This is a genomic window from Bacillus sp. FSL R5-0576, assembly GCF_038004765.1.
Classification (GTDB): Bacteria; Bacillota; Bacilli; order Bacillales; family Bacillaceae; genus Bacillus; species Bacillus subtilis.
This window is the reverse complement of record NZ_JBBORU010000001.1, coordinates 2,807,896-2,832,837: the sequence shown is the minus strand read 5'-3', so window position 1 is coordinate 2,832,837 and position 24,942 is coordinate 2,807,896. Positions and strand designations below refer to the sequence as shown.

The window sequence follows — 24,942 nt, the reverse complement described above, 5'->3', positions numbered from 1 at the left end:
TTACATTTTTCAAACAATATTTGTTAGATTTTTTCACGCTCATCAGTTGAAAAATGTGAGAGAGACAGATAGAATGAATGTGCTATGATAACTGGATTCGTACGGAGCCGTTTTAGGTTTCGTTTTTTTCATGAGCTTTTTTAGGTAAGAAAGGGGGATGAGTATGCCGCGTGCTCTTAAAATTTTAGTCATTGGAATGTTTATCAATGTGACGGGTGCTTCTTTTTTATGGCCGCTGAATACGATTTATATCCATAATCATTTAGGAAAGTCGTTAACAGTAGCCGGACTTGTCCTGATGCTGAATTCCGGCGCCAGTGTGGCTGGTAATTTATGCGGAGGTTTTTTGTTTGATAAAATCGGCGGTTTTAAATCGATTATGCTTGGGATAGCCATTACGTTAGCAAGCCTGATGGGTCTTGTCTTTTTTCATGATTGGCCAGCCTATATTGTGCTGCTGACGATTGTGGGCTTTGGCTCCGGTGTTGTTTTTCCGGCCAGCTACGCAATGGCGGGATCGGTATGGCCTGAAGGGGGAAGGAAGGCATTTAATGCGATATATGTCGCGCAAAACGCGGGCGTGGCCGTCGGTTCAGCGCTTGGCGGTATCGTGGCATCTTTCTCGTTTTCATATGTATTTTTGGCAAATGCCGCGCTGTATCTGGTCTTTTTCTTTATTGTATATTTCGGATTTCGAAATATTCAGACGGGAGATGCGTCCCAAACGTCTGTGCTTGATTATGATGCTGTGAACAGCAAAGCAAAATTTGCCGCACTGATCATTTTAAGCGGAGGCTATGTACTCGGATGGCTGGCTTATTCTCAGTGGTCAACCACAATTGCTTCGTACACACAAAGCATTGGAATATCTCTTTCCTTATACAGCGTGCTGTGGACGGTTAACGGAATTCTCATTGTGCTCGGCCAGCCGCTCGTCAGTTTTGTGGTGAAAAAATGGGCCGAGTCGCTAAAAGCGCAAATGGTCATCGGCTTTATCATTTTTATTGTGTCTTTCAGCATGCTGCTGACTGCAAAGCAATTTCCGATGTTTCTCGCTGCGATGGTGATCCTGACTATCGGAGAAATGCTTGTTTGGCCTGCTGTGCCGACTATTGCCAATCAGCTTGCCCCTAAAGGGAAAGAAGGCTTTTATCAAGGCTTTGTCAACAGTGCGGCGACAGGCGGCAGAATGATTGGTCCCCTGTTCGGAGGAGTGCTTGTCGATCATTACGGCATTAAGGCTCTTGTTTTATCTCTGTTGGTATTGCTGCTGATCAGTATTGCCACAACGCTTCTATATGACAAACGGCTAAAATCAGCTAAAGAAACAAATAAGCAGGCATCAATCTCTTCATAATAAAAGATCCCGCCGGATGAGCGGGATCTTTTTACATAATCGGAAGCACTTTAACGGCATCCTTTACATTTGAATATGTTTTCAGCGACGAAAAATTGGCATCCAGTTTATTCATTTTCATAGCCAATTCAGGTTTAATGCCGGTAATGATTAACTCAGTTCCGGTCAATTTCAGCAAATGGCTCAGCTTGAAAATTTGGTCGGCCGTTTGTTCGTTCACTTGGGCCAATCCGGATAAATCAATGATCAAATAATCATCTTTGGATGTTGATAAGATATTCGTCAATGTGCAAACGATGGAATTAAATCGCTCCTCTGTCAGGTTTCCGACTAGCGGAAGAGCCGAAATGCCATTGCGAATCGGGACAATAGGAGTTGAAAGTGCAGTAATTTCCGTGAGGGAATCCTCGAGAAGCTTTTCATATTCTTTTTGCTTGGTGATATCATTCTGAATTCCGACAAAATACGTTTTATCCTCTATTTCCATTGGATCAATATTTAATTCATTCCAGAACATCGTTCCGTCTTTTTTGTAGTTTTGGATCTGAACGGTGACCGGTTCTTTATTTTGTAAAGCGGTTCTGATGTTGTCCACTTCTGCAGGATCTGTGTGTTTCCCCTGTAAGAAGCGGCAGTTCTTTCCTAAAATTTCCTCGGTCTCGTAGCCGGTCATTTGAACAAAGCCTTGATTTACGTAGACAATAGGATTATCTTCAAGTGCGGGATCTGTAATTACCACACCGACTCGCACGTGATCAAGTGCTTTTTTGATGACTTCCAGCTGTCCTGGTATCCCAAATGATTGAAAACTAGCCATATAAATCCCCCTTAGGCCGTCAGCTTGCTATGCGAAAGCCTGATATTCCCCTTTTTAAAAATGAATTCTACAGTAACCGTAGCACAACACATGTTCTGATTCAAGCAAGTGCAGTTTGTTGTTTGTCATTAGGGCTTGTCCTCGTATACACTAAAAATAAGAACAGAATTTGAACATATGAACGGAAAGGTTTTCTACATGCTAAATAGGTGACTAGGTCAATGTCACTGGGTGAAAAATGAATCCAATGCATCAAGCTTACCGATCATGTGTTCACATATAATGGAAGAAACAAGCTTTTTACAGATTTGCCGGTATGTAGATATCGAAAATCATCGGAATCGTTTAAGGGGGCTGGATGGCCTGAAGTCGCTTTACGAAATAAGGGCTTTAGGAAGGTGATGATGAAGATGCTGCATCAGGTACTCATTGCTTGTGTAATTGGAGGAATCATGGGGATTCTCGGTCATGTGAAAAAGAGAGGCAGGCTGGAGAAGCCCAGAATGACGAAGCGGTTTATCTACCTTGGATTTTTGGAAGATTGGTTTATCGGCATGACGGCTTCCATTTTACTTGTATTATCCGCTGACCCCGATTCAGGAATTCAACTTGTCATCTTATCCATTATCTCAGGCTACGGCGGTGAAGCTGTTCTCAGAAGTTTTGACTTTGTGAGAGAACTGAACAGCGGCGGCGAACCGGCCGAGTCCAAACGTCAAACCAAAACTCCACCCGAATAATTGTCCTCAATCTCCGCCCGTTCAGGGTACATTCCCATTGTATACAAACCTGCTTGCACTTATGAACAGAATTCTATAAAATACAGTTAGATTACGGTTGCGATAAGAACAATGAAGAGGAGCAGTAAGAAACAGATATTGTTGCAGAGAGTTGACGGCTGGTGAAAGTCAATCAAGTTTGTTTCCGAACTCACCTCAGAGTTGCAGCGGTGAAAAGCCGCTGACGCATAACTGCGTTAAAAGTATCAAGTGAGTGCGGCGTATGCCGCGCTAACGAGGGTGGTACCGCGGGAAAACGAAAGTCTCTCGTCCCTTTTTGGGATGAGGGAGTTTTTTTTAGTTTGGGAATATTCTGAATAATCCTCTCCTTCCCGTCAATACTTGAACCATACACGCCGTATTCAATCAGAAGGAGGTTTTTACTTTGAGTTTTCAGCACAAAGAGATAGAAAAGAAATGGCAGACATATTGGCTTGAAAACAAAACATTTGCCACTCTTGATAATAATGAAAAACAAAAATTCTACGCGCTGGACATGTTTCCTTACCCGTCTGGAGCTGGGTTGCACGTCGGCCATCCTGAAGGATACACAGCTACGGATATTCTGTCCCGCATGAAGCGAATGCAGGGCTATGATGTCCTTCATCCAATGGGCTGGGACGCATTCGGCCTGCCAGCTGAACAATACGCGCTTGACACAGGGAACGACCCCGCTGTGTTTACGAAGCAGAATATTGATAACTTCCGCCGCCAAATTCAAGCGCTTGGCTTCTCATATGACTGGGATCGCGAAATCAATACGACTGACCCTGAATACTATAAATGGACGCAATGGATTTTCTTAAAGCTATACGAAAAAGGCCTTGCTTACGTTGACGAAGTGCCTGTAAACTGGTGCCCTGCGCTCGGTACTGTTCTTGCCAACGAAGAAGTCATTGACGGCAAGAGCGAACGGGGCGGCCATCCGGTAGAGAGACGCCCAATGAAGCAGTGGATGCTGAAAATCACCGCTTATGCGGACAGGCTCCTTGAGGACTTGGAAGAGCTTGATTGGCCGGAAAGCATTAAAGATATGCAGCGCAACTGGATCGGCCGTTCGGAAGGCGCTCACGTTCATTTTGCTATAGATGGACATGATGATTCCTTTACGGTGTTTACAACAAGACCAGATACGCTGTTTGGCGCTACATACACTGTCCTTGCCCCGGAACACGCATTGGTGGAAAACATCACAACGGCAGAGCAAAAAGAAGCTGTTGAAGCTTATATCAAAGAAATTCAATCAAAGAGTGACCTTGAACGCACAGATCTTGCGAAAACAAAGACAGGCGTATTCACAGGAGCGTATGCGATCAATCCTGTGAACGGAGAAAAACTGCCGATTTGGATTGCGGATTATGTTCTTGCATCATACGGAACAGGTGCTGTCATGGCAGTTCCAGGCCACGATGAGCGTGATTTTGAATTCGCCAAAACATTCGGCCTTCCGGTGAAGGAAGTCGTAAAAGGCGGGAACGTCGAGGAAGCAGCTTATACTGGCGACGGCGAGCACGTGAACTCTGATTTCCTGAACGGTCTTCACAAACAGGAAGCGATTGAGAAAGTGATCGCTTGGCTGGAAGAAACGAAAAACGGTGAGAAGAAAGTGACGTACCGTCTTCGTGACTGGCTCTTCAGCCGCCAGCGTTATTGGGGCGAGCCGATTCCGGTCATTCATTGGGAAGACGGAACGTCAACAGCTGTCCCTGAAGAGGAGCTGCCGCTGATTTTGCCGAAAACGGATGAAATCAAACCGAGCGGAACGGGCGAATCACCGCTTGCGAACATTAAAGAGTGGGTGGAAGTCACAGACCCTGAGACAGGGAAAAAAGGAAGAAGAGAAACGAATACAATGCCGCAATGGGCGGGAAGCTGCTGGTATTTCTTGCGCTATATTGATCCGCACAATCCGGATCAGCTGGCATCACCAGAAAAATTGGAAAAATGGCTTCCGGTCGATATGTATATCGGCGGTGCAGAGCATGCCGTGCTTCACCTTCTGTATGCCCGCTTCTGGCATAAGTTCCTTTATGATATCGGCGTAGTGCCGACGAAAGAACCGTTCCAAAAGCTGTACAACCAAGGAATGATTCTCGGCGAAAATAACGAAAAAATGAGTAAATCTAAAGGGAACGTTGTCAACCCTGACGAAATCGTGTCCTCTCACGGCGCTGATACGCTGAGATTGTACGAAATGTTCATGGGACCTCTTGATGCTTCAATCGCCTGGTCTGAATCAGGATTAGACGGTGCGCGCCGTTTCCTTGACCGTGTATGGCGCCTATTTATTGAAGACAGCGGTGAGCTTAATGGAAAAATCGTTGAAGGCGCGGGTGAAACATTGGAGCGCGTCTATCATGAAACGGTCATGAAAGTCACAGACCATTATGAAGGCCTTCGTTTCAACACGGGTATTTCCCAGCTGATGGTCTTTATTAATGAAGCTTATAAAGCAACAGAACTGCCGAAAGAATATATGGAAGGCTTCGTGAAGCTTCTTTCTCCTGTCGCGCCACACTTAGCGGAAGAGCTATGGGAGAAGCTTGGCCATTCCGGCACAATTGCCTACGAAGCTTGGCCTGTATATGATGAAACAAAACTTGTGGATGATGAAGTTGAAATCGTTGTTCAGCTGAACGGAAAAGTAAAAGCGAAATTACAGGTTCCTGCCGATGCAACGAAAGAACAGCTGGAACAGCTTGCTCAAGCAGATGAAAAGGTCAAAGAGCAGCTTGAAGGCAAAACGATTCGGAAAATCATCGCGGTGCCTGGGAAGCTTGTCAATATTGTGGCAAACTAAGCCTAGAAAAAATCCCCTTTGCCAAAAGGGGATTTTTTTCATCAGTCTCAGAATAGCAATCGTTCGGCTGACTTTGATATACTGAACATGATCACTGTGAATAGGAGTGTTTTCTTTGGAAATAAAAGAAATCAGCACAGCCGCTTTGAAAGAAAAAATTGAGGCGGACGAAGAATTATATTTAATTGATGTCAGAGAAGATGAAGAGGTAGCGGAAGGCATGATCCCGCAAGCCGTTCATATTCGCATGGGGGATATTCCTGAAAAAATGGAAACCCTTGATAAAGACAAAGAGTACGTATTTATCTGCCGCTCAGGAATGCGCAGCATGAACGTCTGCAAGTACCTGGATGAGCAAGGCTTTAAAACAGTCAATGTTGAAGGCGGCATGATGGCCTGGGAAGGCGAAACAAAACCAAAAAACTAGGGGAGAGCGGTCCCCTAGTTTTTATTTGTATTCCGGAAGCCAATCGCCGTGTGCTGCAAATAAATCGTCGCACATGGAGATGATGTCCTTCATGGAAAGCTCCGCGCTTGTATGCGGATCAAGCATTGCAGCTTGGTAAACCGCTTCTTTTTTCCGTGTGACAGCCGCTTCGATTGTCATCAGCTGTGTATTAATATTCGTCCGGTTTAAGGCGGCAAGCTGCTCAGGCAGTTCTCCGGCGAAGCACGGTGTAATTTTTTTTCTGTCGGCGACGCATGTCACTTCCACAACCGCTTTTGAAGGAAGGTTGGTGATCAGCCCTGTATTCAAGACGTTTCCTCCGAAGGTGAATGATTCGTTTGTTTCCATTGCTTCTATAATTCTTGAACCATATTCCTTTGAGCGTTCGTGCGTAAGGTGTTTATTATTGACGATATCATCCCGCATTTTCTCCCAATTTTCAATTTGCTTGACGCACCTTCTCGGATATTCGTCGAGCGGGATTTGCAGCTCGCTGATCAGTTCAGGGTAATTCCGTTTAATAAAGTACGGGTGATACTCTGCGTTATGTTCGGACGATTCTGTGACATAATAGCCGAACTTATCCATTAATTCAAACCGCACCATATCATGATGCTTTGTTTTTTGTTTTTCTTTCGCTCTCCTTTTGATTTCTGGATATAAATCTGTGCCGTCTTTTTTGACTTCCAAAAGCCAAGCCATATGATTAATGCCCGCAATGCGTTCCTCAATTCCGTCATGCTCCATTCCGAGAGCTTTAAATAAATCCTTCGTGCACACTTGAACACTGTGGCAGAGCCCGATTGTTTTGATATTGGTATAGCGGAGCATGGCGCCTGTAAGAGTGGCCATTGGATTTGTATAGTTTAAGAACCATGCGTCAGGGCACATTTCCTCCATATCTTTTGCGATATCAAATAAGACCGGGATTGTTCTGAGAGATCTGAATATCCCGCCAATGCCGACTGTATCGGCGATCGTCTGGCGCAGCCCATACCGTTTAGGAATCTCGAAATCGATGACTGTGCTCGGTTTGTATCCTCCAACCTGAATCGCATTGATGACATAGCCTGCGTTTTGCAAGGCGAGTTTTCTGTCATCATAGCTGTTGATGGCCACACTTGGGTTATAACGGTCTCTTAGATTTTCGAGCATGAGCTGGGATTCCTGCAGGCGTTTGGGATCAATGTCATAAAGCGCGAACTCAAATCCATTCAGTGCCTCTGTTAACAGGCAGTCTCCCAAAACATTTTTGGCGAAAATCGTGCTCCCTGCACCGATAAATGTAATCTTTTTCATATTGCTTCCTCCTTTAATGTTAACCCTTTACCGCTCCGGAAGACAGGCCGGCAATAAAGTATTTTTGCAGCGCCAAAAACAGAACAACCATTGGCAGCATTGCCATAAGTGCCGCTGCGGCAACTAAATGAAGGTTGTTTGCGTTTTCTCCGAAAAAACCTGCCATGGCTACTGTTAATGTCTGAACCTTTTGATCTTGTAAAAAGAAAATGGCAAATTGATAGTCGTTCCAAATAAAGACACAAGAAATGATACAGATGGTCGCAGTGATCGGCTTCAGCAGAGGAAACACAATCGTAAAAAAGATTTTCAGCATGCCTGCGCCGTCAATTCTTGCGGCTTCTTCAAGCTCTTTTGGAATGGTCGATCGGATAAAGCCTGAATATAAGAATACGGTTAAAGGCATGTAAGCCGCTGTATTGATGAAAATGGCGATTGCGTGTGTATTGACCATTCCGGCGTCCACGACCATTCGATACAAAGGAACCATGGACGTTAACGGAGGGATGATCATAATGGAAATCAACAAGGCAAAAACAGCTTTATTCAGTTTCGTTTCCCGCCGGGCAAGCGGGTAGGCGGCAAGTGAGCCGAATATAATTAATAACAAGGCAGAAAAACCTGTGATGATCATGGTGTTTATAAAAGAGTTACCTAGCGAAGCGCGCTCCCACGCCTCTGAAAAATTATGAAAGGAGATGTCGGCTGGAAATATCCATTTCGAACTGTAGTCTCCTTTTGCTTTCAATGAAGTGGTCAGCAGGATATAAAAAGGAATAAAATGCGCACAGGCCACAATGGCTGCAAGAAGCGTAATGATCCGCATGCTTTTTGTACGGGCGGCTCTCATGACATTTCCGTCTCCTTTCTTTTAAAGTACGCAAGCGCGCAAAAGCTGATGATCAAAATGACAAATGCCATAAATATGCCTTGCGTTGCGGCATAGCCGGCATCCTGCCGTTTGAAATACAAATCATACATAAACGTGGACATGGATTGTGACGCATTTCCGGGGCCGCCTGCGGTGAGTGCAATGATGACGTCAAACAGCTTTAAGCCTCCGATAATGTTGATGACCATATTAATGGTAATGGAGGGCATTAACAGCGGCAGCGTGATGGTAAAAAACTGCTGGCCTTGTTTCGCGCCATCCATTTGCGCCGCTTCATAGTAGTCTTTCGGAATGCTTTGCAGACCGGCTAAGTAGACAACCATAGCGATCCCGACATATTGATAGGTGTTAATCATGACAATGATCCATGGATTGAGTGATGGACTGGCGAGCGCATTAATAGGGCTGATGCCGAAGACCCCGAGCAAATCGTTGAGCGCGCCTCCGTCATAGGAGAAGAAAAAGTACCAAATGTAGCCCATAATGAGCGGGCTGATCATCACCGGCAAATACACAATTGTTCTTGTTACCGCTTTCGTTTTAATGCTTTGATTTAAGAGCAGAGCGTATAGAAGCCCGACCACATTTTGAAAAAAAGTGCTGCCAAGCCCGTAAAGCAGCGTGTTTTTTAAGATATGCCAAGTGTCAGGATCAGAAAACAGCCTTTCATATTGCGCGAATCCAACCCATTGGTAGACTTGTGAAAAGCCGTTCCAGTTTGTAAAGGTAATCAATGTGCCTTTCACAAACGGATAAATCATAAAGACCAGAACGGAGAGCAAAGCAGGAATGTACATCCACCAAAGTGAGGACTGCTTTTTTGGCTTAACCTGTTTCACATGAACGTCCCTTGCGATCTCACTCATTGTTTTCAGCTCCCTGTGTTTCCGATTGCTCCCGGAGTCGTTTATATTCTCTTCCCAGCTTCTGCGAAATGTCTTGAGGCGCCAAAATGTCAGCCGCGAGCTCCTGCCCAACCGTGCCCAGGACATCCCACATTCCGTTTGGCAAGTATAACCGGTCGAAGTAAGGCTCGACTTTGACATCTTGATAATGCTCATAATCGTTTGCGTAGAAAATATCAGCTTTCACATTGGTCAGCCCTGAAGGAAGCGATGTGGCTTCAGCCATTTGTTTGGCATTGGCCGGAAGGGCCATAAATGCGATAAAATCTTTTGCCTCTTTTAATTGAGGCGAATCTTTCCATGCTGCAAGCGTGTAGCGTTCACCGCCGATCCATATCGGGTCATCACCGGGATGTATGGCAGGTGTCGGGATAATGCCGACCTCGACGTTAGAGTTGATCTGGGCAACGTCTTGGCCGAGTGTGCCGCCTTGCATTGTAAAGGCGATTTTGTTTTGGGCCATTAATTCAATGAGCTGTGATTTTTTTGCCGTGACGGCGTCGATGTTAATCAATTTTTCTTTCTGCATTTGTTTGAGGATTTTCGATAAGTAAGTAAATTTATTCCATTTGAAAGTGCCATTGGTGAGCTGTTTTTTTTCATTATGGGCAGGGTCTGTGATGAGAAGAGGTGTAGCGAATTGGTCGTAATATTGAGCGAATGAGCTTTTGTCATAGCCGGCAAACCAGAAGGGAACAATGCTTCCCTTGCTCTTTTCTTTAATCGTTCTCAGTGCTTTGATAAAGTCATCCATGGTTTCCGGCGGAGCAATGCCGTAACGGTCTAAAATATTGCGATTATACGCCAGACCGTCTTTTGCCTGATTGATTGGATAGGCATACACCTTTCCGCTTTTATTTTTGAGGATGCTGTTTAAATTAGGATCAAGATCTTGAGTCCATTCCATATCCCGGAGATCGGCTGTATATTCTCCGTACCTGATTTTCCCCCAGCCATGCGTATCGAATAGATCAGGCAAATCATTGGCCGCCATTCTGACACGCATCATATTTTCATAGTCATTGCCTGGGAAATGAAGGCTGACATGAATGTCACTGTGTTCCTTTTCGAATGCTGCTGCCAGTTTTCTGAACGTATCTCTTTCACTGTCGGTTGACATTGTAGAATAAATGGTTAACGTCTTTTTTGCGGTATCTGCTGAGCTTTTCTCTGCTGAACACCCGGGCAGAACAAGCAGAATAAGAGAGAGAAATAAAACAAAAGTGTGTTTCATCTTTTCCTCCTTATCATCGTGATGAATCTTTGCTTATGTCACCTCCTTTGCTGTACATCCGCAGCTTTGTCTTACAATTAATGTTGTAGGCAGGGTGACATGGTGAGGAAGCGTTCGGCCATTGAGACGGTCAAGCAGCAGTTTTACGCCTGTCCGGCCCATTTCTTCTGTGTATACCTTCACCGTTGTTAAAGGCGTGCTGGCAAATTCAGCTTCCTCAATGCCGTTAAAGCTGACGATTGCAGTATCCCGCGGCACTTGCAGTCCGGCTTCCTGCAGCGCTTTTAATGCGCCGATCGCCATAGAATCGCTGGCAATAAAGAATGCTTCCGGCAGATGGCCTTGATCGATTGCTTTCTTCATCAGGCGATAGCCCTCACGCATGCTGTATTCTCCGATCAGCACATGCTCAGGCTGGGGGGTGGCTGACTCCAAAAAAGCGGTCAGGCGTTTGTCTTCAATCGTTCTGCGAATGCTTTGGCCGTCCTTCAGCGTATGCTCTTTTTCTTGTCCGCCAATGTAGCCTAAACGTTTGTAGCCTAAGTCGAAAAGGTGATCAATCGCCTGGCGTGAAGCCGATTCAAAATCGATTCCAATCGAATCGTATGCTTGCGGATCTGGTGAATGATTGATAAATACGGCATGCTCCAGCCTTCCGCTGATATGCTTAACCGCTTCATCATGAACACGGCCAATGACAATGACACCATCCAATTCCCGAAAGATATGTTCCTGAAATGAGCCGAGATGAATCGAATTTGTAATGAAAATTTCCTGTTCAAAGCATTCCTTTTCAATGCCTTTCCGAATGGAAGAAAAGTAAGGGTCCTGCCTTTCCTGATCAGGGGACAGACAGCTCAGCACACCGATCAGCGGCTGGGCCCGCTGTTTTTGCCCGCGGGATTTTCGGCGTTTGGCAACGGTTTGATAACCAAGCTCTTCAGCGATGTTGATGACTCTTTGTCTCGTTTCGCCCGCAACAGAAAGCGACTCATCTTCATTTAAAATTCTGGACACAGTTGCGCTGGAAACATTAGCTTTCAAGGCGATATCTTTAATACGAACCATGGGTATCCCTCTTATCTATTTAGTAAAATATTAACTCATCTGTTTTTGATAAATTGATACTATCATATAAAAGTAAACAGTTACAATAATTGTTTTCGGAATATTTCGTTATATTTACTAAATATTTAGTAAATGATGTGATTTATGTTGGAAAAATAAAGGGGAACCCAGAATCTGTCTCGTAAATGTGAAGTAAGCGAATAAGGAAGGGTGATGGGATGAGAGCCGAAAGAAGAAAGCAACTGTTTCGATTGCTTGGTGATTTGCCTGATCGGAGGCCAATCAGTGTTGAGACATTACGTATTGAAGAAAGAGAAGAAAATATCGTTGAAACGCTCCTGCTCGATTTAAATGGACATGAAAAGGTGCCCGCTTATTTTGTGAAGCCGAAGAAAACAGAAGGACCGTGCCCAGCCGTATTGTTTCAGCATTCGCATGGGGGCCAGTATGATAGGGGAAAAAGTGAGCTGATTGAGGGAGCGGATTATTTGAAAACGCCTTCTTTTTCTGATGAGCTTACTTCACTCGGATACGGCGTTCTTGCGATTGATCATTGGGGATTTGGAGATCGGCGGGGAAAAGCGGAAAGCGAGATATTTAAAGAAATGCTTCTCACCGGAAAAGTGATGTGGGGGATGATGATTTATGACAGTTTAAGTGCGTTAGACTATATGCAGTCACGCTCTGATGTTCAGCCTGACAGGATCGGAACCATCGGCATGTCTATGGGAGGTTTGATGGCGTGGTGGACAGCGGCGCTCGATGACCGGATTAAGGTGTGTGTGGATTTGTGCAGCCAGGTGGATCATCACGTGCTGATCAAAACACAGAATCTTGACAGGCACGGCTTTTATTATTACGTCCCATCGCTTGCAAAGCATTTTTCCGCATCGGAGATCCAAAGCCTGATCGCGCCGCGCCCGCACCTTAGTCTTGTTGGTGTACACGATCGGTTAACGCCGGCTGAGGGCGTGGACAAAATCGAAAAAGAATTGACAGCTGTCTATGCTGGACAGGGAGCTGCTGATTGCTACCGAGTGGTCCGTTCTGCTTCGGGACATTTCGAAACAGCAGTTATGAGGCATGAAGCTGTCCGGTTTTTGCAAAAGTGGCTGTGACTGTAAAAAGAAATCGAAAAAGACCGTTTTGTGTGAAAACGGTCTTTTTGTTTCCTTTTAACCAACTGCCATAAATCGATCCTTTCTTCTATTGACAGAAACAGGAGAGAATAATATATTCTAATTGTTAACCTTTAAATATAATTGGTTAACAATTGAGGTGAGAAGCGCTACACGTTCTTCAGTTATCAGTGAAAGGGCGAGAAATGATGCAAGAAGAAACTTTTTATAGTGTCAGAATGAGGGCTTCTATGAATGGATCTCATGAAGACGGCGGAAAGCATATATCCGGCGGAGAACGGCTTATTCCTTTCCATGAGATGAAGCATACAGTCAATGCTTTATTAGAAAAAGGGTTATCCCATTCAAGAGGAAAACCTGATTTTATGCAAATTCAATTTGAAGAGGTACATGAATCGATAAAAACCATTCAGCCATTGCCTGTGTATACGAATGAAGTGAGCTGCCCGGGAGAAGGACAAAAGCTTGCCCGATTGTTATTGGAAAAAGAAGGCGTTTCACGAGACGTGATTGAAAAAGCGTATGAACAAATCCCAGAATGGTCAGATGTCAGGGGTGCGGTGTTGTTTGATATTCATACAGGCAAGCGAATGGATCAAACAAAAGAAAAAGGGGTGCGGGTCTCCAGAATGGATTGGCCGGACGCTAATTTTGAAAAATGGGCGCTTCACAGTCACGTGCCAGCTCATTCAAGAATAAAAGAGGCCCTTGCGCTCGCTTCAAAGGTAAGCCGGCACCCGGCAGCCATTGCAGAATTATGCTGGTCGGACGATCCGGATTACATAACAGGCTATGTTGCGGGTAAGAAAATGGGCTATCAGCGTATTACAGCAATGAAAGAATACGGGACTGAAGAGGGCTGCCGAGTCTTTTTTATTGATGGATCCAATGATGTAAACACGTACATACATGATCTGGAGAAGCAGCCTATTTTAATAGAGTGGGAGGAAGACCATGACTCATGATTTGATAGAAAAAAGTAAAAAGCACCTCTGGCTGCCATTTACCCAAATGAAAGATTATGATGAAAACCCCTTAATCATCGAAAGCGGGACTGGAATCAAAGTCAAAGACATAAATGGCAAGGAATACTATGACGGTTTTTCATCAGTTTGGCTTAATGTCCACGGACACCGCAAAAAAGAACTAGATAACGCCATAAAAAAACAGCTCGGAAAAATTGCGCACTCCACGTTATTGGGCATGACCAACGTTCCAGCAACCCAGCTTGCCGAGACATTAATCGACATCAGCCCAAAAAAGCTCACGCGGGTCTTTTATTCAGACAGCGGTGCAGAAGCGATGGAAATAGCCCTAAAAATGGCGTTTCAGTATTGGAAGAACATCGGGAAGCCCGAGAAACAAAAATTCATCGCAATGAAAAACGGGTATCACGGTGATACGATTGGCGCCGTCAGTGTCGGTTCAATTGAGCTTTTTCACCACGTATACGGCCCGTTGATGTTCGAGAGTTACAAGGCCCCGATTCCTTATGTGTATCGCTCTGAAAGCGGTGATCCTGATGAATGCCGTGATCAGTGCCTGCGAGAGCTTGCACAGCTGCTTGAGGAACATCATGAGGAAATTGCCGCGCTTTCCATTGAATCAATGGTACAAGGGGCATCCGGTATGATCGTGATGCCGGAAGGATATTTGGCAGGCGTGCGCGAGCTATGTACAACATACGATGTCTTAATGATCGTTGATGAAGTCGCTACAGGCTTTGGCCGTACAGGAAAAATGTTTGCGTGCGAGCACGAGAATGTCCAGCCTGATCTGATGGCTGCCGGTAAAGGCATTACAGGAGGCTATTTGCCAATTGCCGTTACGTTTGCCACTGAAGACATCTATAAGGCATTCTATGATGATTATGAAAACCTAAAAACCTTTTTCCATGGCCATTCCTATACAGGCAATCAGCTTGGCTGTGCGGTTGCGCTTGAAAATCTGGCATTATTTGAATCTGAAAACATTGTGGAACAAGTAGCGGAAAAAAGTAAAAAGCTCCATTTTCTTCTTCAAGATCTGCACGCTCTTCCTCATGTTGGGGATATTCGGCAGCTTGGCTTTATGTGCGGTGCAGAGCTTGTCCGGTCAAAGGAAACCAAAGAACCTTACCCGGCTGATCGGCGGATTGGATACAAAGTTTCCTTAAAAATGAGAGAGTTAGGAATGCTGACAAGACCGCTTGGGGACGTGATTGCATTTCTGCCTCCTCTCGCCAGCACAGCTGAAGAGCTCACGGAAATGGTTGCCATTATGAAACAAGCGATCCACGAGGTTACGAGCCTTGAAGATTGATTCCTGGTTAAACGAGCGGTTAGACATAGTAAAGGAAGCCGGTGCACACCGTAATCTGCGGTCAATGAATGGGGCACCGGTTCCAGAGCGGAACATTGATGGCAAGAATCAAACCGTCTGGTCCTCAAACAATTATTTAGGGCTCGCAAGTGATAGACGCTTGATCGATGCAGCCCAAACAGCATTGCAGCAATTTGGGACAGGAAGCAGCGGTTCACGTTTAACGACAGGCAATTCGGTCTGGCATGAAGAGCTAGAAAAGAAGATTGCCAGCTTTAAACGGACAGAAGCGGCCCTGCTGTTTTCGAGCGGTTACTTGGCCAATGTCGGTGTCCTTTCATCCTTGCCAGAAAAGGAAGATGTCATTTTAAGTGACCAGCTCAATCATGCAAGTATTATCGACGGCTGCCGACTTTCTAAGGCTGATACAGTTGTTTATCGGCATATTGATATGAATGATCTTGAAAACAAGCTGAATGAAACACAGCGTTATCAGCGCCGTTTTATCGTAACAGACGGGGTATTCAGCATGGATGGCACAATCGCCCCTCTTGATCAGATCATCTCACTTGCGAAACGCTATCATGCCTTCGTGGTCGTTGATGATGCCCACGCAACAGGAGTTTTGGGCGATTCGGGACGAGGAACGAGTGAATACTTTGGTGTTTATCCTGACATTGTGATCGGCACCTTAAGCAAAGCTGTTGGCGCGGAAGGAGGTTTTGCGGCAGGATCAGCGGTCTTCATCGACTTTTTGCTGAACCATGCCAGAACATTTATCTTTCAAACCGCTATTCCGCCAGCTAGCTGTGCGGCTGCTCATGAGGCTTTCAACATCATTGAAGCCAGCAGGGAAAAACGGCAGCTTGTATTTTCTTATATCAGTACGATCAGAACCAGTCTGATGAATATGGGGTATGTGGTGAAAGGAGATCACACACCGATTATTCCTGTAGTCATTGGCGATGCCCATAAAACGGTCATATTTGCTGAAAAACTGCAGGGCAAGGGAATTTATGCTCCTGCCATTCGGCCTCCGACCGTTGCGCCGGGTGAAAGCCGTATTCGAATTACAATCACGTCTGACCACAGTATGGGTGATATTGATGATTTGCTGAAAACATTTCATTCAATCGGAAAGGAGCTGCATATCATTTGAGGGGTTTTTTTGTGACGGGAACTGATACAGAAGTGGGGAAAACGGTTATATCCAGCGGTCTTGCTGCCTTATTGAAAGAACATAATAGAGATGTCGGTGTGTATAAACCATTTTTAAGCGGGATATCGCGTCATCATCCAGATAGTGATACAAGTCTGCTGAAAGACATGTCGCAGACCAGTCTTTCTCATGAAGACATTACGCCTTTTGCCTTCAAAGCGCCGCTTGCACCATACGTTGCAGGGAAACTTGAGGGAAAGACTGTCACCATGGAAGAGGTTTTAAGCCATTGGGGACGGATTAGAGAAAAACATGAATGCTTCATCGTAGAAGGTGCGGGCGGTATTTCTGTGCCATTGGGAGAGGACTATTTGGTCAGTCATGTCATAAAAGCGTTGCAGCTTCCCATGATTATTGTGGCACGTCCTCACCTTGGAACCATTAATCATACCTTTTTAACTGTCAAATATGCAGAAAGCATGGGGCTTCCAATTGCCGGAATTATCATCAATGGAATCAGTGACTCTCCTGATGAAGATGAAAAAACCAATCCTGAGATGATTGAGCGCTTATGCGGTGTTCCGATTTTAGGGGTTACGCCAAAGCTTGCCAACGTTACGAAAGAAACGGTTCTACATATGGTAAAAGACCATATCAATCTATCATTACTGATGAATCAAGTGGGGGTATGAGAATGAATCAATGGATGGAACTCGCAGACCGGGTGCTGGCTGGAGCAGAAGTGACTGACGAAGAGGCGCTTTCAATATTAAATTGTCCTGATGAAGATATTTTGCTATTAATGCATGGAGCTTTTCACATCAGAAAACACTTTTATGGAAAAAAAGTAAAGCTCAATATGATTATGAATGCGAAATCCGGGCTCTGCCCGGAAAACTGCGGCTATTGTTCACAGTCTGCGATTTCGAAAGCGCCGATTGAGTCTTACCGGATGGTGAATAAGGAAACGCTGCTTGAAGGCGCGAAGCGGGCGCACGATCTGAATATCGGCACATATTGTATCGTGGCAAGCGGCAGAGGGCCGTCTAACAGAGAAGTGGATCAGGTCGTAGATGCGGTTCAGGAAATTAAAGAGACGTATGGACTGAAGATTTGTGCATGTCTTGGACTGTTGAAGCCAGAGCAGGCGAAGCGGCTCAAAGATGCCGGAGTAGACCGCTATAATCATAATTTGAATACGTCACAGAGAAACCATTCAAACATCACGACCTCACATACATACGATGACAGAGTCAGTACGGTTGAAATCGCAAAAGAATCGGGGCTGTCTCCGTGTTCAGGCGCCATTATCGGGATGAAGGAGACGAAACAGGATGTCATTGACATCGCCAAAAGCTTGAAGGCTCTTGACGCGGATTCCATTCCTGTGAATTTTTTGCATGCAATTGATGGCACGCCGTTAGAAGGCGTCAACGAATTAAACCCGCTGTATTGTTTAAAAGTGCTGGCGCTGTTCCGTTTTATCAATCCATCAAAAGAAATTCGCATTTCCGGGGGAAGAGAGGTCAATCTCCGCTCGTTGCAGCCATTAGGGCTTTACGCCGCAAACTCCATTTTTGTCGGAGATTACTTAACAACTGCCGGGCAAGAGGAGACGGAGGATCATAAAATGCTGAGTGATTTAGGCTTTGAAGTTGAATCAGTCGAAGAAATGAAGGCCAGTTTAAGTGCGAAAAGCTGAAAGAATCAATAAAAGCAATCGGTATGATGTCGATTGCTTTTATTTTTGAACAGAAAGGAGAAAATCACGTGACAATTGCATCATCAACTGCATCTTCTGAGTTTTTGAAAAACCCATATTCTTTTTACGACACATTGCGAGCTGTTCATCCTATCTATAAAGGGAGTTTCTTAAAATATCCGGGCTGGTATGTCACAGGATATGAAGAAACGGCTGCTATTTTGAAAGATGCGAGATTCAAAGTCCGCACCCCGCTGCCTGAGAGCTCAACCAAATATCAGGACCTTTCACATGTGCAAAATCAAATGATGCTGTTTCAGAACCAGCCTGATCATAGACGATTGCGGACGCTTGCCAGCGGAGCGTTTACGCCGAGAGCGACAGAGAGTTATCAGCCGTATATCATTGAAACTGTCCATCATTTGCTTGATCAAGTGCAAGGTAAAAAAAAGATGGAGGTCATTTCGGACTTTGCTTTTCCTTTAGCAAGCTTTGTCATAGCTAACATTATAGGTGTACCGGAGGAAGATAGGGAGCAATTAAAGGAGTGGGCTGGGAGTCTCATTCAAACGATTGATTTTACCCGGTCAAGAAAGGCATTAACAGAGGGCAATCATATGGCTGTGCAGGCTATGGCATATTTCAGAGAGCTGATTCAAGAGCGAAAACGCCACCCTCAACAGGATATGATCAGCATGCTCTTGAAGGGGAAAGAAAAGGATAAGCTGACGGAAGAGGAAGCGGCATCTACGTGCATATTGCTGGCGATCGCCGGACATGAGACAACGGTTAATCTCATCAGCAATTCAGTCCTTTGTCTGCTGCAGCATCCAGAACAGCTTTTGAAACTGAGAGAAAATCCAGATCTTATTGATACCGCAGTCGAGGAATGTTTACGCTATGAAAGCCCCACGCAAATGACAGCCAGAGTTGCGTCAGAGGATATTGACATCTGCGGGGTGACGATCCGTCAAGGAGAGCAAGTCTATCTTTTGTTAGGAGCGGCTAATCGAGACCCTAGCATATTCACGAACCCCGATGTCTTCGATATTACGAGAAGTCCTAATCCGCATCTTTCATTCGGGCATGGCCATCATGTTTGCTTAGGGTCCTCGCTGGCACGATTAGAAGCGCAAATTGCGATTAACACCCTTCTGCAGCGAATGCCCAGCCTTAAGCTCGCGGATTTTGAATGGCGGTATCGGCCGCTTTTTGGATTTCGGGCGCTTGAGGAGCTGCCGGTGACTTTTGAATAAGCCTAAGAATGTGAGTGCCAAAAAAGTGTCAGCCCCGCCGAAAATGGGCAATCTATAAAAAAGGGGAGTGAACATAGTGAAAAAAGTGCTGATCGCCGGCGGAAATGGTGTGATTGGGAGACTGCTTGCTGAAGGGCTTATTTCAGACTATGAAGTGACAGTGCTTGATAAAGATCATTTCGATGGCAAAGCCTCTTCCATTCAGGCTGACGCGGCAAACTATGAGGAGCTGTTGAAGAAGATTCCAAAAGATACGGATGTCATCTTGAATTTACTCGCTGTTAAAATCAAATACGATATTATGGACATCGCTGAGTTTGAAAAAATGACGGATGTTTTCTATAGGGCAAGCTATTATCTGTGCCGTGCGGCAGCGGAGCTCGGCATTCAAAAGCTCGTGTTCGCCAGCAGTAATCATGTCACAGATGTCTACGAAAAAGACGGGCGCTCGCTCTTAGGACGGGAAATCACAACAAGCGATTATCCGCTGTCAAAAAACTTGTACGGTGTATTAAAGCTGACCTCTGAACAGATCGGCCATTTGTTTTATTTGGAAAATAAGCTATCAGTAATCAACCTGCGAATCGGAACAGTCGTCACAGATGAAATGGATACGCTGCATGAAAAAGAACGGACGAAAAAGACACTGCTTTCTCACCCCGATCTGCTGTCGATTTTCAAAGCCGCTATTGAGACCAATATCCGGTACGGCACTTATTACGCCGTCTCTGATAATCCGGGCCGGCCATGGTCCATTGAATCTGCCGTGAATGAACTTGGGTTTTCGCCACAAATCAATACGGCTGAACTTCTGAACGAGGAGGAGAACGGAGCATAATCATTTTCTAAGATTATGCTCTTTTTCTTTTGTTATCGGTCTCAATTCGCGGCAGCCCCCGCCCGGCCGGGGACACTGTTCAAATGATTATAGACATGGCAATCACAGATTTGCTACATTTTAGACACGATATCGTCACATGCTGAGCTCGGTTTTCAAAAATATGATAACGCTTACAAAGAGAGGTGGAAGCTATCGCACATTCACTGAAAAACCGTCTGTTTGATATGTTGATTTATGGTTTCTTGCTGATGTTCGCTTTAATATGCGTACTTCCGTTCATTCATGTCATCGCAGCATCCTTCGCCACAGTAGAAGAAGTCGTGTCGAAAACATTTATTTTAATACCGACCACTTTTTCGCTAGATGCTTATCGCTACATTTTTTCAACAGATATTATTTATAAGAGCTTGCTTGTTTCTGTGTTTGTGACAGTGATAGGCACTGCGGTCAGCATGTTTCTTTCGTCACTGATGGCTTACGGGTTATCCCGCCGTGATTTAATCGGCCGGCAGCCGCTCATGTTTCTCGTCGTATTTACGATGCTGTTTAGCGGCGGCATGATTCCGACTTTCCTTGTGGTCAAATCGCTTGGATTGCTCGATTCTTACTGGGCGCTTATTTTGCCGACAGCCATTAATGCCTTTAACCTGATCATTCTGAAAAACTTCTTTCAAAATATCCCGTCAAGCTTGGAAGAGTCCGCGAAAATTGACGGGTGCAATGATCTGGGCATATTCTTTAAAATTGTGCTGCCGCTGTCTCTTCCTGCGATCGCAACGATTTCACTATTTTATGCGGTCACGTATTGGAACACGTATATGACAGCGATCTTGTACTTAAATGATTCAGCAAAATGGCCGATTCAGGTGCTTCTGCGCCAAATCGTCATTGTATCAAGCGGTATGCAGGGGGATATGTCTGAAATGGGGTCGGGCAGCCCGCCGCCTGAGCAAACCATTAAAATGGCGGTCATAGTGGTGGCGACCATCCCGGTTCTGCTTGTCTATCCGTTTATACAAAAGCATTTTGCAAAAGGAGCTTTGCTGGGATCTGTCAAAGGATAAAGAAATATGAAACGGAGGGGTACGATGGGAAACAAATGGAGGGTGCTTTTGATTGTGCTTGTACTGGCACTCGGCGGAGTGCTGGCGGGCTGTAAAGGGGCTGATCAGTCTTCGGCTGAAGGCAAAGCTGGCCCGGATTCAAAGGTAAAGCTGTCTTGGATGGCGATTTTGTATCACCAGCAGCCGCCGAAAGACAGGGCGATTAAAGAAATTGAAAAGCTGACAAATACAGAACTCGACATCACCTGGGTTCCAGACGCGGTGAAAGAAGACAGGCTGAATGCAGCGCTTGCAGCCGGGAATCTTCCGCAAATCGTGACCATCCAGGATATTAAAAATTCGTCAGTCATGAATGCCTTCCGGTCAGGAATGTTTTGGGAAATCGGTGATTATATCAAGGATTATCCCAACTTAAACAAAATGAACAAACTCATTAATAAAAATGTGACAATTGACGGCAAGCTTTACGGGATATACAGAGAGCGCCCGCTTTCCAGACAGGGGATCGTCATTCGGAAGGACTGGCTGGACAATTTAAATTTGAAAACCCCGAAAACGTTGGATGAGCTTTATGAAGTGGCCAAAGCATTTACGGAGGACGACCCGGACAAGGATGGGAAAGATGATACGATCGGGCTGACAGACCGTAATGACTTGATTTACGGCGCGTTTAAAACGATTGGCTCGTATGAAGGCATGCCGACAGATTGGAAGGAATCGGGCGGCAAATTCACGCCTGATTTCATGACACAGGAATACAAAGACACGATGAACTATATGAAAAAGCTGCGTGATAACGGGTATATGAATAAGGATTTTCCCGTCACAAGCAAAACCCAGCAGCAGGAGCTGTTTTCTCAAGGAAAAGCCGGAATTTATATTGGCAATATGGTAGATGCGGTCAATCTGCGCGACCATGCCTCTGATAAATCGATGAAGCTCGAGATCATCAACCGCATAAAAGGCCCAGATGGGAAAGAGCGGGTATGGGCATCAGGAGGCCATAACGGCGTGTTTGCTTTCCCGAAAACGAGTGTGAAAACGGAAGCTGAGCTTAAACGGATCTTGGCGTTTTTTGACCGAATTGCCGAAGAAGATGTCTATAGCCTGATGACTTATGGCATTGACGGCGTTCATTACAACAAAGGTGAGGACAAAACGTTTACACGCAAAGAAAGCCAGGTAAAAGACTGGCAGACTGATATTCAGCCGCTGTCCGCTTTAATTGCCATTGATAAAGCCTACTTAAAAAACACTGGAGATCCGCTTCGGACGGCGTACGAGGAGCTGACCGAGGACAATGAAAAGATTATCGTCTCAAACCCGGCTGAAAGCCTGTATTCCGCATCGGAGTCGGAACGGGGTGATGAACTGAAGAAAATCATTGATGACGCGACCTACAAATATATGATTGGAGACATCACAGAAAGCCAGTTCGATAAAGAAGTGGAAAAATGGGAGTCAAGCGGAGGAAAACAAATTATTCAGGAATACGAAGAAGCGTTTAAACAAGCAAAATAACATTGGAAAAACCCAAAACGCGCAAGCGGTTTTGGGTTTTTTACATGCTTCTTTTTTGCTGGCGGTAGTTTCCCGGTGTAATCCCTTCCAGCTTTTTAAATGATCTGATGAAATTTTGCGAGTTTTTATATTTCAGCTTTTCGGCAATGTCCTTGACCGCCATGTCGGTTTCGGCAAGCCAGCTTTTCGCCATATGGTGTCGGTAGCTTGAGACATACTCGCTGAATGAAATACCCATTTCTTTTTTGAAAATGCTGCTTAAATAATTTGGGTTGTAATGCAGCCTGCGCGCGATTTCGTCCAGTGTCAATTCGGATTCAAACTCATGATGGATGATATGAATGATGTTGTCGGAAATATTTTTGTACTGGGCATCCGCGCGGGCGTTCACTTTGTCTGTCATCGGATCAATAAACTCATTCTTTAGCCAGTTTTCGGTATCCTCGAACGTTTTCAGCTCAAAAATTTGGTCATATAGCATTTTGTTTTCTTCAAGCTCAAACAATTCGATCCCGAGCACATGCATCAGCTCAATCACATGGTTCAAAAAACGGGCGATGGCGATTTGAAATTGATACGGGTTGGTGTTCTGGGTGAAAATGGCTTGCAAAATCGCGTGCAGGCATTTATCCGCTTTCTCCTTGTCTCCTGCTTTAACGGCATCGAACAGCTCATGCTGAAGCTGCTTTGGAAAATGGGTTTTGAAGGTTTTTTTCTGGTCAAGGTCTTCGTAAAAAATGATCGACTTGTTTTCCGCTTTAAGCCGGTATTTCAACGCTTCTGAGCCTTCCGCATAGGCTGTTTTCGCTTTTGCCAGCACATTAAACGGCTGGCTGATGCCGATGCTGACAGACAGCTGCAGCTCAGCTTCCGCTTTTTCCTGAATCATTCTTGCAGTCTCATTCAGCTCAGCTATGAATTCTTCTTTTGTCCCGCTTTGGTTGATCAAAATCGTCGCCTGCTGTTTGTCAACTACGGCGGGGGCAAGATGTTTGTCCGTCGGGATGCTGCGCTCAATCAGGCTGTTGACGGCAAACAAAAGCAGATCCATATCTTTTTTCTCATAAGGCGTATGATTCAGTGTGTCAATTTGGAGCACAAGCAAGGCAAGGTGCCGCCAATTTTGCTTTAAACCGAGACTTTCAAAACGGTTATCAACCTCCTCATCCGTCAGTTTTCCAAGCATAAGCCTGACCATAAAATATTGCTGCAGATGAGTGGCCTGCTGCTTCATCGTTTCCTCAAGGTCGTCATTTCGGTCCTTCAGCTGTTTAAAGCTCTGTTCAATTAACTCAAATTCATTTTGAGGAGGCTGTTGTTTCTCTTGTATGGCTCCATGTCTTGCGAATGATTCGTAAAGCACCCTGATCGGCTTGTAAAAATGGCGGGAGCCCAGCCAAGAGAACAATAATGAAAGCGTTAACAAAATAAGGCATACTGCAAAAGTGATCCAGCCGATTGATTTGGCTTCTTTTTTTAGCTCAGGCAGGGAAACGAGAGAAAAATAAGTCCATGTATTATAGTCAGATTTTTGATAGGTGACTTTATAATGAATCCGATCAATAACTGTTTCAAACTGTCCGCTATTGGCGGTTTGCGCCAGCACTTTTTGGACAAAGCCGTCGTTATGAAGAGTTTCACCAACGTCAGACATGTTGTTATGAAGGATGATGCGGCCTTTTTCATCGATGATAAACAGGTTGTTGGCGTTTGAATAGCCGGGCATATTTTTGACAAGCGAACAGCTCGGGATGCTTGCGGCGGCCAATCCCTTTGTATTTGTGCTGTTCAAAGGAAGCTGCTTAATTAAATTAATATTGTAGCGGCAGTTTTCTGCTGTGCCTTCTTTGGTTGAAATCAAATGATTGTTTTCCTCAAGCGTCCAATATGAACGGCTCGCTTTGTGTTTCGTGTATGCTGAGGCTGCTTCATGAAGAGTATCTGTATTCAAACGGTACAAACCGGAATTGTTCATGTACCATTTTTTCGTATAACTGACTAACGTCATGTTGGACAGGTCGGTATCAAAGCTTTGCAGATAATTGAGCTCTTGGTTCACTTGGTTATAGATTTGAAATTGGTCTGAGTGCAAAGGCTCGGACAATGTGCGAAGGAGAGGCGGCGAACTCACATAGTGGGTTAAAGAGTGATCGACGGTTTTCAATATATGTTCGATGCTTTGCTGGGTCTGCTGGAGTGTGTCGAATTTTTCCTCCGAAACGTTGGAAATAGCCGTTTTCTGAGAGTGCTCGTACGAAAACAATCCGACCAAAATAACCGGAATGGTGCTGAGCAGGCAGAAAAACGTGATCAGTTTGTAGTAAAACTTGTATTGGCTTCTTTTCATAAAACCCCCCATT

The 24,942-nt window shown here is 45.0% G+C and carries 21 protein-coding genes and 1 other annotated feature; of the genes, 14 read left to right on the top strand and 7 right to left on the bottom strand.

Going from position 1 to position 24,942, the window contains the following annotated elements; translation table 11 throughout:
* Nucleotides 1-163 precede the first annotated feature (163 nt).
* Nucleotides 164-1,357, top strand: coding sequence for an MDR family MFS transporter (locus tag NX903_RS14540; RefSeq protein WP_017695458.1), 1,194 nt, complete (start codon nt 164-166; stop codon nt 1,355-1,357).
* A 31-nt stretch (nt 1,358-1,388) separates the two neighbouring features.
* On the opposite strand, the gene NX903_RS14535 is transcribed toward NX903_RS14540, so the two are convergent.
* Nucleotides 1,389-2,174 (bottom strand): blue-light photoreceptor, encoded by a 786-nt coding sequence (locus NX903_RS14535; protein WP_004399022.1) that lies wholly within the window; start codon nt 2,172-2,174, stop codon nt 1,389-1,391.
* A gap of 404 nt (nt 2,175-2,578) precedes the next feature.
* On the opposite strand from NX903_RS14535, the gene NX903_RS14530 reads away from it, so the two are divergent.
* The 3 genes from NX903_RS14530 to NX903_RS14520 all read left to right on the top strand — a co-directional run bounded on the left by NX903_RS14530 (nt 2,579) and on the right by NX903_RS14520 (nt 6,180).
* Nucleotides 2,579-2,914, top strand: coding sequence for a DUF4257 domain-containing protein (locus NX903_RS14530; RefSeq protein ID WP_003246114.1), 336 nt, complete (start codon nt 2,579-2,581; stop codon nt 2,912-2,914).
* Nucleotides 2,915-3,016: 102 nt separating this feature from the next.
* Nucleotides 3,017-3,231 (top strand) — a binding site (T-box leader).
* 107 nt (nt 3,232-3,338) lie between these two features.
* On the top strand, nt 3,339-5,753 hold the full coding sequence (leuS, locus tag NX903_RS14525) for a leucine--tRNA ligase (RefSeq protein WP_017695459.1): 2,415 nt from the start codon (nt 3,339-3,341) through the stop codon (nt 5,751-5,753).
* Nucleotides 5,754-5,868: 115 nt separating this feature from the next.
* A complete protein-coding gene (locus NX903_RS14520) occupies nt 5,869-6,180 on the top strand; it encodes a rhodanese-like domain-containing protein (protein WP_004398993.1) in 312 nt (103 codons plus the stop codon).
* Nucleotides 6,181-6,201: 21 nt separating this feature from the next.
* Here the strand turns inward: NX903_RS14520 and melA are convergent, their stop codons facing one another.
* The 5 genes from melA to NX903_RS14495 are packed head-to-tail and all read right to left on the bottom strand — an operon-like array spanning nt 6,202 to nt 11,599.
* Complete coding sequence (gene melA, locus NX903_RS14515; protein WP_024572927.1) at nt 6,202-7,500, bottom strand: alpha-galactosidase MelA; 1,299 nt, start codon at nt 7,498-7,500, stop codon at nt 6,202-6,204.
* 19 nt (nt 7,501-7,519) lie between these two features.
* Nucleotides 7,520-8,350, bottom strand: coding sequence for a carbohydrate ABC transporter permease (locus tag NX903_RS14510; RefSeq protein ID WP_014480612.1), 831 nt, complete (start codon nt 8,348-8,350; stop codon nt 7,520-7,522).
* Nucleotides 8,347-9,258, bottom strand: a complete 912-nt coding sequence (locus NX903_RS14505; protein ID WP_015251409.1) for a carbohydrate ABC transporter permease — start codon at nt 9,256-9,258, stop codon at nt 8,347-8,349. The genes NX903_RS14510 and NX903_RS14505 overlap by 4 nt, the downstream gene beginning before the upstream one ends.
* Nucleotides 9,251-10,531, bottom strand: a complete 1,281-nt coding sequence (locus NX903_RS14500) for an ABC transporter substrate-binding protein (protein WP_144486741.1) — start codon at nt 10,529-10,531, stop codon at nt 9,251-9,253. Before NX903_RS14500 ends, NX903_RS14505 begins: the two co-directional genes overlap by 8 nt.
* 33 nt (nt 10,532-10,564) lie before the next feature.
* Nucleotides 10,565-11,599 carry a LacI family DNA-binding transcriptional regulator gene (locus NX903_RS14495; protein WP_086344218.1) on the bottom strand — a complete coding sequence of 345 codons (1,035 nt, stop codon included), beginning with the start codon at nt 11,597-11,599 and terminating at the stop codon, nt 10,565-10,567.
* 218 nt (nt 11,600-11,817) lie between these two features.
* Here NX903_RS14495 and NX903_RS14490 point away from each other — a divergent pair, with 218 nt between their 5' ends.
* The 10 genes from NX903_RS14490 to NX903_RS14445 all read left to right on the top strand — a co-directional run bounded on the left by NX903_RS14490 (nt 11,818) and on the right by NX903_RS14445 (nt 22,582).
* The gene (locus NX903_RS14490; RefSeq protein WP_014480608.1) at nt 11,818-12,717 is read left to right on the top strand and encodes a dienelactone hydrolase family protein; all 900 of its coding nucleotides are present in this window, start codon (nt 11,818-11,820) and stop codon (nt 12,715-12,717) included.
* Nucleotides 12,718-12,926: 209 nt separating this feature from the next.
* Nucleotides 12,927-13,703 carry a 6-carboxyhexanoate--CoA ligase gene (gene bioW / locus NX903_RS14485; RefSeq protein ID WP_086344217.1) on the top strand — a complete coding sequence of 259 codons (777 nt, stop codon included), beginning with the start codon at nt 12,927-12,929 and terminating at the stop codon, nt 13,701-13,703.
* The gene (bioA, locus tag NX903_RS14480) at nt 13,693-15,039 is read left to right on the top strand and encodes an adenosylmethionine--8-amino-7-oxononanoate transaminase (RefSeq protein WP_086344216.1); all 1,347 of its coding nucleotides are present in this window, start codon (nt 13,693-13,695) and stop codon (nt 15,037-15,039) included. Before bioW ends, bioA begins: the two co-directional genes overlap by 11 nt.
* Nucleotides 15,029-16,198, top strand: a complete 1,170-nt coding sequence (gene bioF / locus NX903_RS14475; RefSeq protein ID WP_086344215.1) for an 8-amino-7-oxononanoate synthase — start codon at nt 15,029-15,031, stop codon at nt 16,196-16,198. The genes bioA and bioF overlap by 11 nt, the downstream gene beginning before the upstream one ends.
* Nucleotides 16,195-16,890, top strand: a complete 696-nt coding sequence (bioD, locus tag NX903_RS14470; protein WP_024572242.1) for a dethiobiotin synthase — start codon at nt 16,195-16,197, stop codon at nt 16,888-16,890. Before bioF ends, bioD begins: the two co-directional genes overlap by 4 nt.
* A gap of 2 nt (nt 16,891-16,892) precedes the next feature.
* Nucleotides 16,893-17,900 (top strand): biotin synthase BioB, encoded by a 1,008-nt coding sequence (bioB, locus tag NX903_RS14465; RefSeq protein ID WP_086344214.1) that lies wholly within the window; start codon nt 16,893-16,895, stop codon nt 17,898-17,900.
* A gap of 68 nt (nt 17,901-17,968) precedes the next feature.
* Nucleotides 17,969-19,156: a biotin biosynthesis cytochrome P450 gene (gene bioI, locus NX903_RS14460; protein WP_086344619.1), complete on the top strand. Its 1,188-nt coding sequence runs from the start codon at nt 17,969-17,971 to the stop codon at nt 19,154-19,156.
* 76 nt (nt 19,157-19,232) lie between these two features.
* Entirely contained in the window at nt 19,233-19,994 is a 762-nt protein-coding gene (locus NX903_RS14455) for an NAD-dependent epimerase/dehydratase family protein (RefSeq protein ID WP_041351158.1), read from the top strand.
* A gap of 206 nt (nt 19,995-20,200) precedes the next feature.
* On the top strand, nt 20,201-21,061 hold the full coding sequence (locus NX903_RS14450; protein ID WP_015251420.1) for a carbohydrate ABC transporter permease: 861 nt from the start codon (nt 20,201-20,203) through the stop codon (nt 21,059-21,061).
* Nucleotides 21,062-21,085: 24 nt separating this feature from the next.
* Nucleotides 21,086-22,582 carry an extracellular solute-binding protein gene (locus NX903_RS14445; RefSeq protein ID WP_024573266.1) on the top strand — a complete coding sequence of 499 codons (1,497 nt, stop codon included), beginning with the start codon at nt 21,086-21,088 and terminating at the stop codon, nt 22,580-22,582.
* A gap of 40 nt (nt 22,583-22,622) precedes the next feature.
* On the opposite strand, the gene NX903_RS14440 is transcribed toward NX903_RS14445, so the two are convergent.
* Nucleotides 22,623-24,941 carry a helix-turn-helix domain-containing protein gene (locus tag NX903_RS14440; RefSeq protein WP_086344213.1) on the bottom strand — a complete coding sequence of 773 codons (2,319 nt, stop codon included), beginning with the start codon at nt 24,939-24,941 and terminating at the stop codon, nt 22,623-22,625.
* Nucleotide 24,942: the final 1 nt, after the last annotated feature.

Excerpts from the sequence above, each read along its gene's own strand:
- NX903_RS14540 (WP_017695458.1), top strand. The coding sequence starts at position 164 with ATGCCGCGTGCTCTTAAAATTTTAGTCATTGGAATGTTTATCAATGTG.
- NX903_RS14535 (WP_004399022.1), bottom strand. The coding sequence starts at position 2,174 with ATGGCTAGTTTTCAATCATTTGGGATACCAGGACAGCTGGAAGTCATC.
- NX903_RS14530 (WP_003246114.1), top strand. The coding sequence starts at position 2,579 with ATGAAGATGCTGCATCAGGTACTCATTGCTTGTGTAATTGGAGGAATC.
- melA (WP_024572927.1), bottom strand. The coding sequence starts at position 7,500 with ATGAAAAAGATTACATTTATCGGTGCAGGGAGCACGATTTTCGCCAAA.
- NX903_RS14510 (WP_014480612.1), bottom strand. The coding sequence starts at position 8,350 with ATGAGAGCCGCCCGTACAAAAAGCATGCGGATCATTACGCTTCTTGCA.
- NX903_RS14505 (WP_015251409.1), bottom strand. The coding sequence starts at position 9,258 with ATGAGTGAGATCGCAAGGGACGTTCATGTGAAACAGGTTAAGCCAAAA.
- NX903_RS14500 (WP_144486741.1), bottom strand. The coding sequence starts at position 10,531 with ATGAAACACACTTTTGTTTTATTTCTCTCTCTTATTCTGCTTGTTCTG.
- NX903_RS14495 (WP_086344218.1), bottom strand. The coding sequence starts at position 11,599 with ATGGTTCGTATTAAAGATATCGCCTTGAAAGCTAATGTTTCCAGCGCA.
- NX903_RS14490 (WP_014480608.1), top strand. The coding sequence starts at position 11,818 with ATGAGAGCCGAAAGAAGAAAGCAACTGTTTCGATTGCTTGGTGATTTG.
- bioW (WP_086344217.1), top strand. The coding sequence starts at position 12,927 with ATGCAAGAAGAAACTTTTTATAGTGTCAGAATGAGGGCTTCTATGAAT.
- bioA (WP_086344216.1), top strand. The coding sequence starts at position 13,693 with ATGACTCATGATTTGATAGAAAAAAGTAAAAAGCACCTCTGGCTGCCA.
- bioB (WP_086344214.1), top strand. The coding sequence starts at position 16,893 with ATGAATCAATGGATGGAACTCGCAGACCGGGTGCTGGCTGGAGCAGAA.
- NX903_RS14445 (WP_024573266.1), top strand. The coding sequence starts at position 21,086 with ATGGGAAACAAATGGAGGGTGCTTTTGATTGTGCTTGTACTGGCACTC.
- NX903_RS14440 (WP_086344213.1), bottom strand. The coding sequence starts at position 24,941 with ATGGGGGGTTTTATGAAAAGAAGCCAATACAAGTTTTACTACAAACTG.